We start from the raw sequence: 18022 nt of genomic DNA, 5'->3' as shown, positions 1-18022 counted from the left end.
GTTTAAAAAAATAAAAAATAAGAAGAACTAGTTTTATAGAGCAGACTCAAAATGGAGTACTTACTTTCATTGTTTTATTTTGGGAGAATTTTATTGATTTTATTGTAAGTGTTAATAATCCGCCTCAAATATATCTTTCCATGCTTGAGGCGGATATTAATTTCTAATTAAAGTGTACTAATCTATTCCTTCTCATCCCTCATACTATAATATCCCAAATTAACAATAACCAAGAAATACCCACCCATAATTCCAGCAGCAAATGTCCACATGTACTCACGGTGTTCAATTTCATACATAATAATTGCGCCGAGTATGGCGGCTGCAAACCGATTCATCATGCCAAGCATCGGTGCTTTTTCTTTTTTTACAATGCTGTCTCCGAACTTTTCAATACGTCTTCCTAAAATCCAGGCGCAGTACATACTCACCAAAAGGCCAATGCTTATCCCTATAAACTGTGCTGAAAAAGGTGTCATAAGCCATCCCAATAACATCACGCCTAGCAAACAATACATTTGTATGTTAAATGATCTTAATGCCATACGAATCATGCTCTGCTCCTTACCTTTCTCTTTAATTCCATCTTTCGGACTTCAAGCTTTCCGATATATCTTTTTTAAAATGAGGGAATTTGATTTTACTCACCATTAAATAAGCAAGTATACATGTACCAAACGCCACGGAAAATGGATTATTCAAAAAGCATAAAATGAGGAGACACATTGCCGCGAATGGGATGGGCATTCCGATAAATGTCGGAAGTTTGCTTTGCTGCGTGTTAAATCTCGCAAGCCGCAGCATTCCGCAAATACTGTAAGCAAGCGCACATATCATCCCAATAGACTGCAAATCTTTTAATGCGACACTATAAGCAAGAATAGACGGTGCCACGCCAAAGGTAACTAAATCTGCAAATGAGTCTAACTCTCCGCCAATTTCCGAAACAGAACCGAGTTTCCGAGCGACCATGCCATCAAACAGATCAAATACCATACCTGTAATAATGAACATGACTGCACCATACATATCTTGAAAGAAAACAGAATAAATGGCCAATATCCCACAAATAAAATTCGCTATCGTCATCATATTTGGTATGTAACTCATCACACGCTTCTCCTCCTTTCTACTCATTGCTTCATCTAAGTTCTTACTCATTACAATCAAGATCTTTCTGTTTTTCTTCCAATATCACTTTATTTATTTTCGTTAACGTATCCGTCATTTGTTCTAAAGCACCGATATCGATTTTTGAAAAATACTTCTCAATTAATACATCATCTAACTCAGACAACTGCTCCATATACTTACTACCATTTGGACCAAGTGTAAGGAAATACTCCCTTTTATTATTAGGATTTACTTGTTTTGAAATCATCTTCTGCTTTTCCAATTTCGATAAAACTTGGCTCACAGCGCTTTTCGATATATTAAAAGTAGTCGCAATGTGATTTGCTGTCGTGTTTTCATTTAAATTAATATGAAATAACATACTCTCTTGCTGTCCAGTAAGACCGTACTCGTCCTTTAAATCTTGAAATAGTAAAATGTAAAATTCAGTGTAGGCTCGGTTCATTTCATTAATTATTTCTTTATACGTTCTAGTCATAGCACTCTTCCTCCATGCTTTTATTTCGCTTTTAATAGTTAAGTTCACTTAACTTAACTATATTATACCGTTATGTTTGTGTAAAGGGAAATCAATTTCCATACTTTATTCACAGCAAAAAAAGAAGACATCCATTAAGATGTCTCCTTTTCATACTTAAGACTCCAAACTCTTGCCATTCGTCGCAATTACTTCCTTATACCAATCGAAACTTTTCTTCTTCGATCTTTTTAATGAACCTTTTCCTTCATTATCTTTATCAACGTATATATATCCGTAACGTTTTTTCATTTCTCCAGTAGAGGCACTTACAAGGTCAATTGGGCCCCAGCTTGTATATCCAATAATATCTACTCCATCTTGAATTGCTTCTGACATTTCAATCATATGCTTCTCTAGGTAATCAATACGGTATGCATCATTCACTTCGTCTTCACTATTTAATTGATCGATTGCACCAAGGCCATTTTCAACAACAAATAACGGTTTTTGGTAACGATCGTAAAGTTGGTTCGCTGTAATACGGAAGCCTTTCGGATCAATCGTCCATCCCCACTCTGATTTTTCAAGGTATGGATTTTCAACAGAACCAAATACATTCCCGCTCGTTATGCTTTTTAACACTTCTGGATCTGTACTTGTTGCTCGGCTTGAATAGTAGCTAAATCCAATATAATCAACCGTATGCTCTTTTAAAATTTCCTCGTCTTCTCTTTCCATTTCAATTGTTACATTATTATCTGTAAAGAAGCGTTTTGCGTATCCAGGATATGCGCCTCTTGCTTGTACATCAATGAAGAAGAATGATTCACGGTCTTGTTCCATCGCACGTTGAACGTCGTCTGGATTACATGTGTATGGATACGTTGCACCAGCAGCAAGCATACAACCGATTTTTGCATCTGGAATGATTTCATGACACGCTTTTACAGCTAACGCACTTGCGACAAGTTGGTGATGCGCTGCTTGATATTGAATTTGTTTTTTATTATCCCCTTCTTTAAACGCTAATCCTGCTCCCATGAAAGGTAAATGTAAAAGCATATTAATTTCATTAAACGTCATCCAATATTTCACTTTATCTTTATATCTATTAAAAATCGTTTTTGCATACGTCTCAAAGAAGTTTACAAGCTTTCTACTTCTCCAGCTTCCATACTTTTCCACTAAATGAACAGGTACATCAAAGTGAGCCATCGTAACGACTGGTTCAATACCGTGCTTTAACAGTTCATCAAACAAATTATCATAAAACTGTAACCCTGCCTCATTTGGCTTTTCATCATCACCATTTGGGAAAATACGTGTCCACGCAATAGATACGCGTAACGCTTTAAATCCCATCTCTGCAAATAGAGCAATATCTTCTTTATAACGATGATAAAAATCAATTGCTTCATGTGATGGATAAAACTCTCCTTCTACCGGTGTAAACGAATGAATATTTCCTTTCATAATATCCCATCGGTTTTCACCAGTTGGTAATAGATCCACCGTCGTTAATCCTTTTCCGTCTTCTACATATGCGCCTTCAACTTGATTGGCTGCAGTTGCTCCACCCCATAAAAATCCTTTTGGAAAATTAACTTTAGACATATAGAAAAACTCCTTTATATAAGAATGAACGAGGAAAGCTATTCTAAGTTTTAAAGAATACCTTTCTTCGTTTGAACCTGCATGAAATGTACTACTATTTAACTCCTAACTTTAGTAAGGAATCTCCTGCTTGAATCTTTTCTACTTCTGTTTTTTTCATGCTATATTTATCATAATTTGTAACAACAACTGGTGTTGTCACAATATAACCCGCCTTTTGAATTTCAGCTATATTAAATTCAATAAGTAATTGTCCTTTTTCTACTCTCGCTCCTTGTTCAATATGAGAGGAGAAAAATTCGCCATTTAATTTCACAGTATCCATTCCAATATGGATTAAAATTTCAGCACCTGAATCCGCCGTAATTCCTACCGCATGATTCGTCGGAAAAAGTGCAGAAACCGTACCTGAAACTGGTGAAAACAACTTTCCTTCTGAAGGCTCAATCGCAACTCCTTCTCCTAACGCACCCGATGCAAATGCAGCATCGTCAATATTTTGAAGCGGCATAATGGCTCCATGGAAGGGACTAAGGATTACTTCATCATCGCTTGATGCAGCGATTTTCTCACTTGTCTCAGCTGTTTCTGTAGATATTTGCTTTTTCGTAAAACCGAATAAGTAAGTCAGAATAAAACCGACTAGTAAGGAAACAACCATCGAAACAATTGCGCCCCAAAATCCAGCTGTAATCCCATCTTTCGGGCTAATAAATGTCGGAAGTGTAAATATACCAAGCCCGCCTGTCATATAACTTTGTGTACCAAATACGCCAAGTATTGCGCCGCCAACTCCCCCAGCAATACAACTCATAATAAACGGCTTTTTAAGCGGAAGTGTAATACCATAAATCGCCGGCTCTGTAACACCGAAAATACCTGAAATAAAAGCTGGAATACTAAGTGTTTTTAATTTCTTATCTTTCGTTTTCACCCAAACGCCAAGCACAGCACCAATTTGAGCAAATGAAGCAGCAAATATAAGTGCTAATATTGGGTCAATACCGTGCACTGCTAAATTGTTATAGCCAATCGGAACAACGCCCCAATGAAGACCGAATATAACAAGCACTTGCCAGAAAGCACCGAGTAAAGCACCCGCTACTAATGGGCTTGCATTATAAACCCAAAGTGTCGCCTGTCCTAAAAACTGCCCTGCCCACGTCGCAATTGGGCCAATAACGAGAAATGTAACTGGTACGACGATTAGTAATGTAAAGAATGGCACTAAAAATGTTTTCACCACATCCGGAATGACTTTCTTTAAAGACTTTTCTACTTTCGCTCCAAAATAAGCAGCAAGAATAATTGGAATAACAGATGATGCGTAGTTCATTAAAATAACTGGTATTCCTAAAAACGTAATATGAATTGGTGATTCAAACATCGTCCCCGCAAATAGCGTATATAATGGCTCACTTGCTTTTAAACCTGATAAAGCCGGATAAACTAACGCTCCTCCAATCGCCATACCAATGAATGGTGATCCTCCAAATTTCTTACTTGCTGTATATCCTAAGAAGATTGGGAAGAAATAAAATAACGAATCGCCAACTGCATTTAATATTTGATACGTTCCTGACTGCGTACTTAACCAGCCTAACGCTACAAATAGTGCATTCAATCCTTTAATCATCCCGGTTGCAGCTAACACCCCTAAAATAGGAGTGAAAATGCTAGAAAGAATATCTATAAGACTACTCTTTTTCTTCTCACTCGCATCTTCTTCCTCTGTTTCTTGAAACCCTCCAACAGCAATAACTGCTTTATATACGTCGGATACGTGGTTACCAATTACAACTTGATATTGTCCGCCGCTTTTCATTACAGTCACAATATCTTCCATACCTTTCAGTATTTCCGTATTTGCTTTCCCCTCATCTTTTAACTGGAATCGTAAGCGCGTTATACAATGTACAACGCTATTTATATTTTCTCTCCCACCAACATGTTTCAGTATGTCTTTTGCTAATTGTTCATACTTCATAGTAACTTTCCCTCCCTACAATCATGCCTTTTATCATTTTTATAAAAGAAAAAACCTAAACTAACCGTAACGACGTGATACATACGAATCACTCCATTACAAGTCAATTTAGGTTTTGCCTGCCAAACAGTAACAATCCCGTTTATTCAATTACATAATTCATTGCGTTTCGTTACACGATGAATGTGCAACGTTACATACACTTTTTCATCTTTTGAAAGATGACTATTATGTGCTTTTTGTAAGTATGCTTCAATTTTTTCTGTACAACAATATGCCTCTTCATACTTACTTTTCACTTGCTCGTATAAAAAATCATCCTCTGCCGAATGCAATTCCTTCTGCATTAAACGCTGCGCAAAATATCGTAAATGCGTTACAAACCGACTATAATTAAATGAATTCTCATCTAAGTTCATCTTATAGTGGTACTTTACAACATTTAAAATATCTTGGACGATTTTCGTCATCGCTACCGTTTGTTGCATTGCTGGTTCACCTTGCTGCGCATTAACGAAATGCAAGGCAATTGAACCTGCTTCATCTTCAGAAAGTGTAAACCCAGTCTCTTCTTCAATTATGTTCAAGGCTTGTAGACCAATTTCAAACTCTTTCTGATAGAACCTCTTAATCTCCCAAAGCAAAGTATTTTTGAGATCCATTCCTTCTTTATGCCGAGTTAAGGCGAAACTTAAGTGATCCGTTAATGTAAGATAAATATAATCACTTAAAGCCCCCGGCAAAACTGTCTTAGCAAACTGAATAATCCTCTCGGTAATCTCTAAATTTTCCACAGGAATTTCAGTTAGCAACCTAGCAAGTTTCTCTGATAATTCTTTTGTTTCTAGCACAAAGGTCTTTTCTATCTTAGATTCATCAATCGCATCGCCTACTTTTTTCTGAAACCCCAAACCTCTGCCCATAAGTACAACTTCTGTCTCATTATCCTTCATCGTACAAACAACATTGTTATTTAAGATTTTATGGATTCTCATATTGTTCCGCCTTCTTCTTCTTAAAGTCACAAAAGGTATAAAAAAAACCTAAACTGATTCCAAAAGCCACACTACACCCGTAGCCTCTAGATCAATTTAGGTTTTGCCTGCCGAACAGTAACAATCCTTTTACTTATTAACTTACCTTCATTATACACAAAAAGTAAGCGGTTGCAATGATAAATTATTGAATATTTTTTTACAAAGCAAACATCATTATATTTTACAATTACTATAGGTAACAAATACCTTTCACTACATCTATCATTCTGAATAAATAAACATAATCATTACAAAAATTCCATATAGACCCATTACTGGTTAAAATGTTATAATGAAATCACCCTACATAGTTACTCATATTCATACTGAGGAACTAGCGTCTTATTAAGCAATGCGCATAACTCAAATAAAAAAGACACTTTCAAGTGTCTTTTTTATTTATATTCATCAGAATTATCTCTTTTATAAACAAAACCTATTAAACAACAAAGGAGACTATCAGATGGAGAATACTGTAACAAGAGAACTACGTAACATACGTGTATGCCTTATCATCTTGATCATTGTCATTGCATTTTGGGATCGTGAGAAACCTGTAGAAATCACTGATCACGGTAGTGACCCTATCTTAAACACTAGCAATATGACCCAAGTTGGCGATAATACATTTGCCTATAAAGACGAATCTAACAAAATTAAAATATTTAAATTTGATCCGGATACAAATGAAATAAAGCTAATAAAAGAATTTTACGCTAGCGAATATTAATGACATAAAGGCACCGCAAGGTGTCTTTTTTTATTTTCAAAAGGACCTGCTCACATTCATGCGTCGAACATAAAGTAAATAGAATCCGTTAAAAAACACGAGTGACCCTTTGTTTTCCCCTCTTATTAAAGGAGGAACTATTATGGGATTTGGTGGTAGTTGCGGCGGAGGCTGCGGTTTTGCTGGAGGATTTGCACTATTAGTTGTATTGTTTATTTTATTAATTATCGTTGGAGCTTCTTGCTTCTGCTAAAAAACTATTGGAAAAGACACTCTTATATGGGTGTCTTTTCTTTGTAAACTAAAAAGTATATGAAATGAAAACATAGTAAAAATGGCATACTTACTCAAATTGTTTTCCCCTTTACAAACTATATCCAAAAAGTTGGATAGCTCCTTTTACTACTCATATTATTAATAAATAAAGCAATAACTACAATAACAACGGAACCAACTAAAACCGGTGTTACTAAATAACTCCAACTATTTGCTCCTAAAATAACGATAATTGGATCAGCCCCTGCCGGAGGATGCGTTGTTTTCGTTAACATCATAATAGCAATCGACATCCCAACTGCTAAAGCAATTTCCCAATATTCATTTCCAAACAAATGATATATTGATAGGCCAATAAAAGTTGAAATCAAATGTCCTCCAATAATATTACGCGGCTGGGATAACGGTGCATTCCAAACTCCAAACGCTAATACACAACTCGCTCCAAATGGAGCCATTAGTAATTCTGTAGACGTTATACTCGTTAAATATGTTAAGGTGAGAATTGTTAAAAATCCACCTAATAGTCCTGTCAAAGAGTCCTTTATATTTACTTGTAATGGACTTCTTCCTTTCCCTTTCATTTTTGCGAAATATCGTACACTTATTGGTGGAGCCTCTTTCTGCTTAGCTGCTGTTATATTACTCATCATTCTCCTCCTTTATTTACCATTCATTATAACTCGAATAAACTAACCTGTAAATATATCTTTAAACGGTTAGTTTGAGATTACAAAAAAAAGAATCAACTCATATAAGTTGATTCCCTAAACCTCTTCACATTTTCGATCCTGGAATTTTGCTACCTTTTTCCGGTTCCCACATATTTTCATAGAACACCATTTTCGTTTTCCGCTTTTATCTATAAATAATAAAACACAGTCAGGGTTTGAACACCTTTTAAGAGAAATAAGCTTATTTTCTACTATTAAGGTTAAAGCATCAAATGCAATTAACGATGCAAGTACATCCTCAATTTCCCCCACCGGGATAGGCACTAGCCGTTGTTCAATTACTTTATATGTAAATGGTGCCTTCTTAATTTGTTTTTCTAAATACGTAATAAAATCATTAGAAATTTCGTGCTGATCAGCAATTGCCTCAAACTGTTTTCTCAATACTTCTCTCGCCTCTAATATGCTAGATGTAACTTGATCCATTCGCTCTTGAATTCCAATAAGTGTTTTTTCATTCCAAAACGGCAGATTAACCTTTATTACATGTAGCCATTCTAATACATCTTCATCCGTTATTAATAAATCATAACGTTGTCCACGCCTAACTAACTCTGTATTCACTAAATCTAATGAGAGATTTCCAGATATAAGCGGGAATTGTTTTGTTTCCTGCATGTACTCATCACCTACTCTTTAAATAATCATATTCCAAATTAATACAGAAGTACAACTTTTTATAAATTCACATCTAGAAAAAATCCCCCTTACTAGAGCATCCCATTCACATTTAAAAGAATCTACATATACCTCCTTCCCTTAAAATTATCAAAACCCATTTACAAATCTATAAAAGTAGATATAATATCCTTATGGAACCTTCATTAATTTATAAAGCATTGTCAAATGAAACAAGATGTCAAATTTTATCATGGTTAAAAAATCCAGAAAACCATTTCGACGAAAAACCTTATTTAGAACAAGGAATTAATTTTCAGATTGGAGTGTGTGTAGGAGATATCCAGCTTAAAACTGGCTTAGCCCAATCGGTTATTTCTAGTTATTTATTAACTATGAAAAAGGCAGGGCTACTTGACTCTGACCGAATTGGAAAATGGACATACTATCGTCGAAATGAAGAAACAATACGGGCGTTTTCTGAATACGTCCAAAATGAATTATAAAGTTAAAGCTAGTAATCAACCTACCAATTGATTACTAGCTTTAACACCTTCTGCTTTTTTACAGGTGTCCAATTACTCTTTTATAAAATTGCACTACCTATAAAAGAAACATAGAAAGGAAAATTTTTTTAATATATCACATCTAGTTATTTAGATATCTGTTATTGTATTTAACATTACATAAATCTAATAAATTTGACATCCAATCATACTTATAATAATGCTCATTTTATTTGTTAATGAATCGACTTTATTTTCAAAACAATAAGAAGAATGGAGATTTTCACAAATGAAAAAAGTAAATCCCTTACTTATTCTGACACTAGCAATAGGTGTGTTCGGAATTATTACTACCGAGATGGGTATTGTCGGTGTATTACCACAAATCACTCAGAAATTTGGTATTTCAACTGCTCAAGCAGGATTTTTAGTAAGTATATTCGCGCTAGTTGTTGCTATTTCTGGTCCGTTTTTAATTCTGCTCGTCTCTAGTATTAATCGCAAAATAATTTTATTAACAGCAATCTTTGTTTTTGTTATTTCAAATATAATCTACGCTTATACAACACAATTTGAAATCATGCTTATTTTTCGTATTTTACCAGCAGCTCTTCACCCACTCTTCTTTTCAATCGCTCTTGTAACTGCTGCTAAACTTGTCCCTCCTGAAAAAAGTGGTCAAGCAGTTACAAAAGTTTTTATGGGAATTACAGTTGGTTTTGCTCTAGGTGTACCATTAACCTCTTACCTTGCAGACCAGTTTTCACTAGAAATTGCTTTCTTATTCGGAGCGCTTGTTAACGCTCTTGCATTCATTGGAATATTAATCTCACTTCCTTCTATGCCTGTTAAAGAAAAAATGTCCTTTGGCAAACAAATTCGTATACTCGGAAAACCGGGATTATGGTTAAATATTTTAACCGTCACATTCCTTTTTGCGGCCATGTTTTCTGTATACAGCTACTTCGCCGAGTACCTTGCAAAAGTAACTTCTATGAATGGATCGCTCATCAGTATTATGCTATTTATATTTGGTATAGTTATGATTTTAGGCAATCAATTATTTGGTGGTCTCCTACAAAAAAGTATAGTAAATACAGTAATATCGTTTCCTATTTTATATTCTATTGTTTACATATTGGTTTATTATTTAGGTTCCTACCTTGTTCCAATGATTTTTATGGTATTCATTTGGGGAATCATACATGCTGGCGGATTAATTGTTGGTCAAACATGGTTAATAAGCGAAGCAAAAGAAGCACCTGAATTTGGTAATAGCCTATTCGTTTCATTCTCAAATCTCGGAATTACTTTAGGCACAACTATTGGAGGCTGGTTCATTTCAAACTTAGGTATTCACCAGCTTATTTGGAGCGGATTTATATTTATACTACTTTCATTTCTATTAATTATAATAAAACTAAAATTTTTCGATTCTAATAATCAAGCATCATTATCAAGTTAATACATTTAGCAACGCCGTAAATTCTTCTTTCATTTTGGATTACATTCAAATATACAACCTATTTCCATCGTAATCTTTAGATTATTTTTCTCATTATTACAGGCTATAAGTCTCCCATAAAGTGAAACTTTAATCAGCGAGAGCTTTGTCCACCCTCCACTGATTATTAGTCCGCAAATAGCGGGATACATAACCAAGTAAATTTTTATAAACTTAAACGTATGATACCCAAAGCCTTTAGCCATAATTACGACTAAAGGCTTTTTTGTATATAACTAAAAAGGAGCTGACTGTATGGAACATAATAAAAATGGAATACTTGCTTTAATCGTTTTATTTGTAGGACTAGTATTTTTCGTTTTCGGAATGGTTTATCATTTATGGGGCACGGTTTAAAACGAAGATGAATGGCATCGTTAGAAATGTTCTCAAACAACCCTCAATCATATGATTGAGGGTTGTTTGAATAAGCCTACCATGTTTAACCTTTTAACACATAATTTTTAAGAGCTAAAACATAAATTCACTAGTTCGTATATACTTCACACTAAACTACTCCCTTATTTTTCATCTATTACTATTCAAAAATAACTATCATAACAATATATAGATTCTGAAAATTTATTATGTTATTATTTTTCTATTAAGGGAGGATTAAACATGTTACTAAATGAAATAAAAGTTCCGCCTGAAGAACTTGAAAGAATTTCAAAAAATTTTCACCATGCAGGCATAGAGGCAAAAATGAAACATGAAAATCTCAAAAAAGATATTGATATGCTATATAACGTTTGGTATGGTTTATCATCGCAAAACTTTTTTATATCTTTCAACCTTTCAAAAGGCATACTTGATACATACGTAGATAAGCTAGAATATATTGAAAAAAAGCTTGCGCAAATTGCTGAAAAATTTAGGGATACAGATGAAAATTATGTATTTGAAGAGAGTTCTAATCTATTAAAAACTAGTAAAGATTATATAGAAAGTGGACTGTATGGGGATACCTTAACATATGAAGTAACTGGAGAAATCCCCAAAAATTTTGATTCAATCCCCTCTAAAATCCTAGCAGGTGAACAAATTGGTGGTGAAGCTAAAGGGGCTGTGGTAGATGCTGGATATAAATTTTCGGATGAAAGTACACTTCATGAAAAATTGGTAAGTGGCGAAGCTAAATTAGCTATGGAACAAGGGAAATTTGAAGCATCTGCCGATGCATCCCTCATTGATTTTTCATATGATGGCGAACAAGGGCGTGTAAGTACAGAATTTTTACATGGTGAAGCCAAAGCAGAATTAGGTGCTGGTGGAGGAGAACTAGCAGCAAAAATAGATGGAGCTAAAGTAGAAGGTGAATTCAAAATACCTATATGGGGAAATTGGGAAATCACTGTTGGTGGAGATGCCTCTTACGGTAGTTTAGGTATCGCAGCTGGAGGCAAAGTAAGTAATTCTGGCGGAGAAGCACACGGAAGCCTGGGAGTAGGTCCTTTTGGATTAGGATTTAAGTTAGGCGTAAATAAACACAATTAATGTAAAAAAGGGGTACTTTCATGATTTCATTTGAAACTATAAAAAAAATTTTTATCGGTTTTGGAACATTAATTTGTATAATCAATATTATTTCTATTTCATTTTTATCCAATTTAGATATTGGTTCGAAAATTAAAAATATAGCTTTTGTATTAATTTTATTCCTTATCATTTGGTTTATCCTTTATAAAGTAATTGCATTTATTTATAAAAAATATGAAATTCGTAAAAAATACTAAGGAGATATATCATGGAGAATACAAAAGAATTCCTTCCAATTGGAACTGTTATTACAATTTATGGACTAGAACAAAAAGTTATGATTTATGGAAGAAAACAACAACAATCTAACGAAAAAAAAATTTGGGATTATGTTGGTTGTCTTTATCCTTATGGTAACCTTTCAAAAGATTATAATGTTTTTTTCGATCATATACAAATTGAAGAAGTCTTATTTACTGGATATGAAAATGAAGAAGAACTTTCTTTACGAAAAGAACTCATATGAATTTTTAAAGAGGATGCAAAAATGCATCCTCTTTAATTTATCTTCCGTCCGAAAAATGTAAAAACAAAAACATCTTTTGTCCATTTTCCTTTCCCATACATATAAAATACGAATCCACTAATACTAGTTAGTATAATAAGCACAGCGAAATATATCCAATTTTTGTTATTACCATTCTTTAAGCTATCTATAATTTGCTCCTTCGTATTTCCAATATAAACAAATTCCCCATATCTACTAGGTAATTCTTTTATTACTTTTCCATCTACTGAGCCAAGCACAACTACATTTTCTTTATTTTCTACTGCTCTAAATGAATAAAAGCGTTTATTTCCATCTGCTAACTTTGTAGCATTCGCCTGAATATCATTTATTCTTGTTGAAATTACATTCTGATCATTTAATTCCATAAAGGGAGTTTCCAGAGACACATTTTCTTTATTTATTAATTTTAATTCTTTATTTCCAATATGTATTGGTTCATTATAAAAAGCTGTTACTTGACCGTTACTCCATAACGAACGATTTGGTGCAGAAGTCTGTGTATAGTATGTCGTTTTTTTCTTTTGAATTCGATTCACTACCGCATACCCATCAGCAAGTAGCGTTTCATCGCCTGTTACACGTTCAGCATATATCTCTCCCCTTACAAAATATATACCATTTGCAACTTCTTTTTCACTTGAAATCATCTGTATATCACCGAGTTCATTCCAGACTAAAAAACTATTTAAACTCTTATATCCGTAAAAAACACATGCCATTAATAAAATGGTAAACATTGCCCCTATTTTAAATGTTGCCTTTTTATTCATTGCTTGTTATTCCCCCATATATTACGAATGCTTTCATCTTAATTATAAGGATGATAATTTTTTCAGCAAGTAATATAGCCAATGAATCGGTAAGTTTTGTTTCAACACCAGACAACTTTTGATAACCTACTGTCTTTATTGTCCTGAATATACGTTTCCCATTCTTTATTCAATAGTTTTCTTTTCATAAGAAATCCTTTACATGTAGCATGTAAAGAGAAATAACAGATAACTAAAATATATATGATTAAAATCTTATAATTAACATATATGCATTATTTCATAAAATTCTTTATTATTATATGCTATACTAAAAAAGGAGTCGACAATCGTTATTTTCTTCTTATTTTTAAAGCAATATGGATATATCTTCTTAACTTCATTTGGATTGTACAAGCAAAAGAAGACATCTTACTAGATGTCTTCTTTTCTTATACTTTTATGAATTTTTTTGAGTAGATGCTCTCCAAGCACGAAAAGATGTTGGGCGTCCAGAATGAGCTCTTTGCTTTGCAGCAGCAACAACTGGTTTTTCTTCAATAGTCATTGGTTTTTCTTCCACAATCGCTGATTTTTCTTCAAGAGTATTCACAGCTGTCTGTATTTTTTCCAACTGTTCTTTTAAGGCTTGCTGTTCAATCTTTAAATCCGTAAGTAATCGTAAAATCATTTCAGAATTGGCCATAAAGATCCTCCTTCCCCCAATACACAGAATAAAATACAATATGTCATCAGCCGAATAGCGGTGACAAAAATAAGGTCGTCAACTCTTATAAAATCCCAAGTACCTTTATTTTTCAAAAGGACCTGCTCAAGTTTATCCGTAAAAACATAAAGTGAATTAAATCCATTAATTAATGGTCTTTATGGAAGGAGGAGTTAATATGGGCTATGGCGGTAGTTGTGGTGGAGGCTGCGGTTTCGGCGGCGGATTCGCTTTACTTGTTGTACTGTTTATTTTATTAATCATCGTTGGCGCTAGCTGTTGGGGCGGCGGATTCGGCTGCTAAGGAGAGGCACTCTTGAGAGTGTCTTTTTTTATGTTTTTTGGATGTACAGCCCCTCCCTATCCGTCGTTTACCAGCGCTAAAAAACAATGTTCTTGTTATCTTCCCTCTCAGAATTCGTACATTTTAAAATTGACAAAACACATCATGCACCATATACTGTTAACAACAGTATACTGTAATTAACAGTATAAATTCTAATTCATTCTAGGAGGTTTATCCATGAAACATACAGGAAGACATACAGGCGCATTTCTTTTGTTATTTCTAGCTGAAGGAGATAACTATGGAGGGCAGTTATTGCAAAAGTGCGAGGAAGAACTTCCCGTCAATCCAATCGATAGTGCCATTTTGTATCGCACGCTAAAGAAATTAGAAAACGAAGGTGCAATTGAATCTTATGTAAGCACAGATCATCAAGACAAACCGAGAAAGATGTACAAAATTACGCCTGCTGGAAAGGAACAACTGACAGATTTTCAAATGGATATTGAAGAAAAAATGAAGAACTTATCCTTTTTCTTAGATAAATATAAAGACTTAAAGGAATCCGACCATGATTAACGGCGTGATTCTTTACACTTTAGCCATTATTCTTACTGGGATTTCTTTTATGAAGGACCGTACGAAAACGAAAGATGCTCTAATGAAGTCGTGGAAAATGTTTCGCAATCTTCTCCCTGCCATGCTTTCCATCATGCTTTTCGTTGGCTTATCGCTTTCTATATTAACGCCGTCCTTTATCTCTTCTATCATTGGAGAACAGTCCGGAATGTTAGGTATTATTTACTCAGCAATACTCGGCTCCGTTGCACTTATTCCAAGCTTTGTCGTATTTCCTCTTGGAAATACATTAGTCCAACACGGTGCAGGCCTACCTCAAGTCGCGGCACTTATGTCTACACTCATGTCAGTAGGAATTACAACCTTGCCCATGGAACAAAAGATATTCGGACGAAGCTTTGCTTACGCACGTAATGCATCTGCATTACTCATGTCACTCCTATTCTCCTATATTATTTGGGTGGTGATGGTATGAAAGAACTAAAAAGATATCGCTTCTTTTTCGTCTTACTACTCGGGCTCTTTGTATTAACTTTCATAAATCAATCTTTAGGATGGAGTGCATTACAACTAACAGGGAATAGCATTTTAGATATGTTGTTTCTCCTCCCCCCTGTCTTACTATTTGTAGGGTTACTTGATCAGTGGGTGAAAAAAGAAACGCTCATGAAATATATGGGTGAAAAATCAGGCATCTATGGTATCTTGTTTTCTCTATTATTAGGAGGCATTGCAGCTGGTCCCCTCTACGTCGCCTTTCCAATCGCAGCACTACTATTAAAAAAAGGTGCAAGCATTCGGTACATCGTATTTTTCTTAGGCGTTTGGACAACTGCGAAATTGCCAATTCTCGTGTATGAATTTTCTTCATTTGGAGCCACTTTTACACTCATTCATATTGGCTTCGGGCTAGTATTCTTCTATATTATGGGGCTTATTTTTGAGAGGTTTTATAATCAGGGCGAGTTGCTTCGGTATGATGTTACGGAGGAAATGTAAGATTAACAAACATTGCATAACAGACGCAGAAGATCGAACTGTCATTGAAGCATCTTTCATTTCAGCTACTTAAAAGGAGCTGTCCCACGGGTCATTTTTTGACTATGTGACACCTCCTTTCTATTTTAGAAACATTACCATAACCTTAATTTGATACAGTATAATAAATGTATAATACAGAAAATTCCATATACCTGTTTTGTAATATTTTTAGGAGGTGATTATCTTGAATAAAAACACTAATCTACTTCTTCAAATAGTAATTGGAATTATCATTATGATCGCACCTATTCTCATTACAGGGACTATGTATGATGTCACTAAAACGATGGGTGACTTATTAGTTGCAGAACTTATTATAAGAACACTTTCCCTCATTATTGGACTTTTAGTTATTAGTAAGGCCTTATATCGTTATTCTCAATAGTTCTTCTTACTAAAAAACAGACAATACATACACTATATTTTCCTCGGCTGTTCGAACTATTATTACGAAAGAAATATAAAAAGACATCTTTAATCGTAAAGATGTCTTTTTATATAAACCTTAATTTTCTTTCTGTAAAACCCCTGCTACTTCTACTCCCTTTTTCTCTTCTTTTAAAAACAGCGATACGATAAATGCAACAACAATAAAGATTAATCCAAGTGTAAATGCACCTTGGAACCCTGACGTTAAACCGTTTAACTTCTCTACTGGGTCCATTGGGTTTGCGGAACTTTCCATATACTTAGCTGTTCCTGAAGACATTTTTGAAATAAAGATAGCCGTACCAATTGCGCCAGCTACTTGTTGCAGTGTATTAAACAGTGCTGTTCCGTGCGGATATAAATCTGGTGTTAATTGATTTAAACCATATGTTTGTGCTGTCATGACAAACATGAGTCCAACCATTAATACGCTATGCATGACAATAATTTGTACCATTGATGTGTCAGGCGTAATGCCTTTAAATAAGAACATCGCAATTCCTACTAACACAATGCCGGGAACGATAATAACTTTCGGACTAAATTTATCAAATAGTTTACCTGCGATTGGTCCCATTATAGCGCTAATAATACTTCCCGGAAGCATGATGATTCCTGATTTAAAAGCTGTAACGAGTAAAACTGTTTGCAGGAACATCGGTAATAAAGTCATCGTTGAAAATAAAGACATCATCACAATGACGATTAATCCAACTGATAATGTAAACATCGGAACTTTAAATGCGCGTAATTCTAAAATTGGATTCTCAATTTTTAATTGTCGAACGACAAAAATACATAATGAGATAAGCCCAACAATTAAAGTGCCATACACTCTCATATCGGACCAGCCTAAGTCACCTGATGCACTAAAGCTATATACAAGCCCGCCAAATCCTAATGTCGATAAAAGGATAGATGGATAATCTACTTTTGGTCTTGTTAACTCTGAAACATTTTGAATGTACTTCATCCCAATCATAATTGAAATGATCACGATAGGAATAACGATATAGAATAACCAGCGCCAATTTAATGAGTCGACGATTACTCCAGATAATGTAGGACCAATTGCTGGAGCTGCCATCATCACAAGTGCAATTAATCCCATTGTGGCACCACGTTTTTCAGGCGGACAAATAATTAAAATCGTATTCATTAATAACGGTGAAATCAACCCTGTCGCTACCGCTTGGACGATACGACCGATTAATAAAATGGAAAATGTCGGTGCAAATCCCGCAATTAATGTACCAGCTAAAAACGTTACCATAGCGATCAAAAACATCTGTCTCGTTGTAAGCCATTGCTGAAGTAACGCTGTAATTGGAACTAAAACCCCAACCACCAACATGTATGCTGTAGAAAGCCATTGAATCGTTGAAGCTGTTACGTCGAATTCTTTCATTAATACAGTTAACGCATTACCAAGTAACGTTTCATTTAATAATGCAACCATTGCCCCTAAAAGTAATGCAATTAAAATGGGGGTATGTTTCATATTAGAATTATCAACTTTGCCACTTGCAGGGCTCTTAGTTGTTATATTCATTTGCAAATT

The 18022-nt window shown here is 34.6% G+C and carries 23 protein-coding genes; 12 read left to right on the top strand and 11 right to left on the bottom strand.

Features of this window, described 5'->3' with window-relative positions:
- Nucleotides 1-182: 182 nt before the first annotated feature.
- The 6 genes from DN390_RS13805 to licT all read right to left on the bottom strand — a co-directional run bounded on the left by DN390_RS13805 (nucleotide 183) and on the right by licT (nucleotide 6190).
- Nucleotides 183-554, bottom strand: coding sequence for an ATP synthase subunit I (locus tag DN390_RS13805; RefSeq protein WP_147807586.1), 372 nt, complete (start codon nucleotides 552-554; stop codon nucleotides 183-185).
- A 22-nt stretch (nucleotides 555-576) separates the two neighbouring features.
- The gene (gene pssA, locus DN390_RS13800; RefSeq protein WP_147807585.1) at nucleotides 577-1161 is read right to left on the bottom strand and encodes a CDP-diacylglycerol--serine O-phosphatidyltransferase; all 585 of its coding nucleotides are present in this window, start codon (nucleotides 1159-1161) and stop codon (nucleotides 577-579) included.
- Nucleotides 1154-1612 (bottom strand): MarR family winged helix-turn-helix transcriptional regulator, encoded by a 459-nt coding sequence (locus DN390_RS13795; RefSeq protein WP_147807584.1) that lies wholly within the window; start codon nucleotides 1610-1612, stop codon nucleotides 1154-1156. The genes pssA and DN390_RS13795 overlap by 8 nt, the downstream gene beginning before the upstream one ends.
- A 156-nt stretch (nucleotides 1613-1768) precedes the next feature.
- Entirely contained in the window at nucleotides 1769-3208 is a 1440-nt protein-coding gene (locus DN390_RS13790) for a 6-phospho-beta-glucosidase (RefSeq protein ID WP_147807583.1), read from the bottom strand.
- 94 nt (nucleotides 3209-3302) lie between these two features.
- Nucleotides 3303-5195: a beta-glucoside-specific PTS transporter subunit IIABC gene (locus DN390_RS13785; protein ID WP_147807582.1), complete on the bottom strand. Its 1893-nt coding sequence runs from the start codon at nucleotides 5193-5195 to the stop codon at nucleotides 3303-3305.
- 146 nt (nucleotides 5196-5341) lie between these two features.
- Nucleotides 5342-6190: a BglG family transcription antiterminator LicT gene (licT, locus tag DN390_RS13780; RefSeq protein ID WP_147807581.1), complete on the bottom strand. Its 849-nt coding sequence runs from the start codon at nucleotides 6188-6190 to the stop codon at nucleotides 5342-5344.
- Nucleotides 6191-6695: 505 nt separating this feature from the next.
- Between licT and DN390_RS13775 the strand changes: the two genes are divergently transcribed.
- Nucleotides 6696-6962: a YmzC family protein gene (locus DN390_RS13775; RefSeq protein WP_147807580.1), complete on the top strand. Its 267-nt coding sequence runs from the start codon at nucleotides 6696-6698 to the stop codon at nucleotides 6960-6962.
- 142 nt (nucleotides 6963-7104) lie between these two features.
- On the top strand, nucleotides 7105-7215 hold the full coding sequence (locus DN390_RS13770; protein WP_000505681.1) for a YjcZ family sporulation protein: 111 nt from the start codon (nucleotides 7105-7107) through the stop codon (nucleotides 7213-7215).
- Between the two features lie 118 nt (nucleotides 7216-7333).
- Here DN390_RS13770 and DN390_RS13765 read toward each other — a convergent pair whose 3' ends face one another.
- Nucleotides 7334-7888: an HPP family protein gene (locus DN390_RS13765; RefSeq protein ID WP_147807579.1), complete on the bottom strand. Its 555-nt coding sequence runs from the start codon at nucleotides 7886-7888 to the stop codon at nucleotides 7334-7336.
- A 117-nt stretch (nucleotides 7889-8005) separates the two neighbouring features.
- Entirely contained in the window at nucleotides 8006-8590 is a 585-nt protein-coding gene (locus DN390_RS13760) for a CGNR zinc finger domain-containing protein (protein WP_147807578.1), read from the bottom strand.
- A 194-nt stretch (nucleotides 8591-8784) separates the two neighbouring features.
- On the opposite strand from DN390_RS13760, the gene DN390_RS13755 reads away from it, so the two are divergent.
- The 5 genes from DN390_RS13755 to DN390_RS13735 all read left to right on the top strand — a co-directional run bounded on the left by DN390_RS13755 (nucleotide 8785) and on the right by DN390_RS13735 (nucleotide 12605).
- Nucleotides 8785-9096 (top strand): ArsR/SmtB family transcription factor, encoded by a 312-nt coding sequence (locus DN390_RS13755; RefSeq protein WP_060629779.1) that lies wholly within the window; start codon nucleotides 8785-8787, stop codon nucleotides 9094-9096.
- A 289-nt stretch (nucleotides 9097-9385) separates the two neighbouring features.
- Nucleotides 9386-10561, top strand: a complete 1176-nt coding sequence (locus DN390_RS13750; protein WP_060629778.1) for an MFS transporter — start codon at nucleotides 9386-9388, stop codon at nucleotides 10559-10561.
- A 660-nt stretch (nucleotides 10562-11221) separates the two neighbouring features.
- Nucleotides 11222-12097 carry a WXG100 family type VII secretion target gene (locus DN390_RS13745; protein ID WP_097949965.1) on the top strand — a complete coding sequence of 292 codons (876 nt, stop codon included), beginning with the start codon at nucleotides 11222-11224 and terminating at the stop codon, nucleotides 12095-12097.
- Between the two features lie 20 nt (nucleotides 12098-12117).
- On the top strand, nucleotides 12118-12336 hold the full coding sequence (locus DN390_RS13740; protein ID WP_097949966.1) for a hypothetical protein: 219 nt from the start codon (nucleotides 12118-12120) through the stop codon (nucleotides 12334-12336).
- Between the two features lie 11 nt (nucleotides 12337-12347).
- Entirely contained in the window at nucleotides 12348-12605 is a 258-nt protein-coding gene (locus tag DN390_RS13735; protein WP_097949967.1) for a DUF4176 domain-containing protein, read from the top strand.
- 32 nt (nucleotides 12606-12637) lie between these two features.
- On the opposite strand, the gene DN390_RS13730 is transcribed toward DN390_RS13735, so the two are convergent.
- The gene (locus DN390_RS13730) at nucleotides 12638-13420 is read right to left on the bottom strand and encodes a hypothetical protein (protein WP_098288988.1); all 783 of its coding nucleotides are present in this window, start codon (nucleotides 13418-13420) and stop codon (nucleotides 12638-12640) included.
- Nucleotides 13421-13859: 439 nt separating this feature from the next.
- Entirely contained in the window at nucleotides 13860-14105 is a 246-nt protein-coding gene (locus DN390_RS13720) for a hypothetical protein (protein WP_141531720.1), read from the bottom strand.
- A gap of 199 nt (nucleotides 14106-14304) precedes the next feature.
- Between DN390_RS13720 and DN390_RS13715 the strand changes: the two genes are divergently transcribed.
- The 5 genes from DN390_RS13715 (at nucleotide 14305) to DN390_RS13695 (ending at nucleotide 16417) form a co-directional block, all read left to right on the top strand.
- On the top strand, nucleotides 14305-14430 hold the full coding sequence (locus DN390_RS13715) for a YjcZ family sporulation protein (RefSeq protein WP_000540377.1): 126 nt from the start codon (nucleotides 14305-14307) through the stop codon (nucleotides 14428-14430).
- 219 nt (nucleotides 14431-14649) lie between these two features.
- Nucleotides 14650-14991 carry a PadR family transcriptional regulator gene (locus DN390_RS13710; RefSeq protein ID WP_098198891.1) on the top strand — a complete coding sequence of 114 codons (342 nt, stop codon included), beginning with the start codon at nucleotides 14650-14652 and terminating at the stop codon, nucleotides 14989-14991.
- Nucleotides 14984-15466, top strand: a complete 483-nt coding sequence (locus DN390_RS13705) for a hypothetical protein (RefSeq protein WP_147807577.1) — start codon at nucleotides 14984-14986, stop codon at nucleotides 15464-15466. The genes DN390_RS13710 and DN390_RS13705 overlap by 8 nt, the downstream gene beginning before the upstream one ends.
- Nucleotides 15463-15990: a permease gene (locus DN390_RS13700; protein WP_060629773.1), complete on the top strand. Its 528-nt coding sequence runs from the start codon at nucleotides 15463-15465 to the stop codon at nucleotides 15988-15990. The genes DN390_RS13705 and DN390_RS13700 overlap by 4 nt, the downstream gene beginning before the upstream one ends.
- 226 nt (nucleotides 15991-16216) lie before the next feature.
- The gene (locus DN390_RS13695; RefSeq protein WP_001039244.1) at nucleotides 16217-16417 is read left to right on the top strand and encodes a hypothetical protein; all 201 of its coding nucleotides are present in this window, start codon (nucleotides 16217-16219) and stop codon (nucleotides 16415-16417) included.
- Between the two features lie 120 nt (nucleotides 16418-16537).
- On the opposite strand, the gene DN390_RS13690 is transcribed toward DN390_RS13695, so the two are convergent.
- The gene (locus DN390_RS13690) at nucleotides 16538-17962 is read right to left on the bottom strand and encodes an MDR family MFS transporter (RefSeq protein WP_472926133.1); all 1425 of its coding nucleotides are present in this window, start codon (nucleotides 17960-17962) and stop codon (nucleotides 16538-16540) included.
- Nucleotides 17963-18022 lie beyond the last annotated feature (60 nt).

Source organism: Bacillus sp. SH7-1, from assembly GCF_008042405.1.
In the GTDB taxonomy this organism is placed as follows: Bacteria; Bacillota; Bacilli; order Bacillales; family Bacillaceae_G; genus Bacillus_A; species Bacillus_A thuringiensis_N.
Note: the sequence above shows the minus strand (reverse complement) of the source record. Positions and strands in the feature narration are given on the sequence as shown.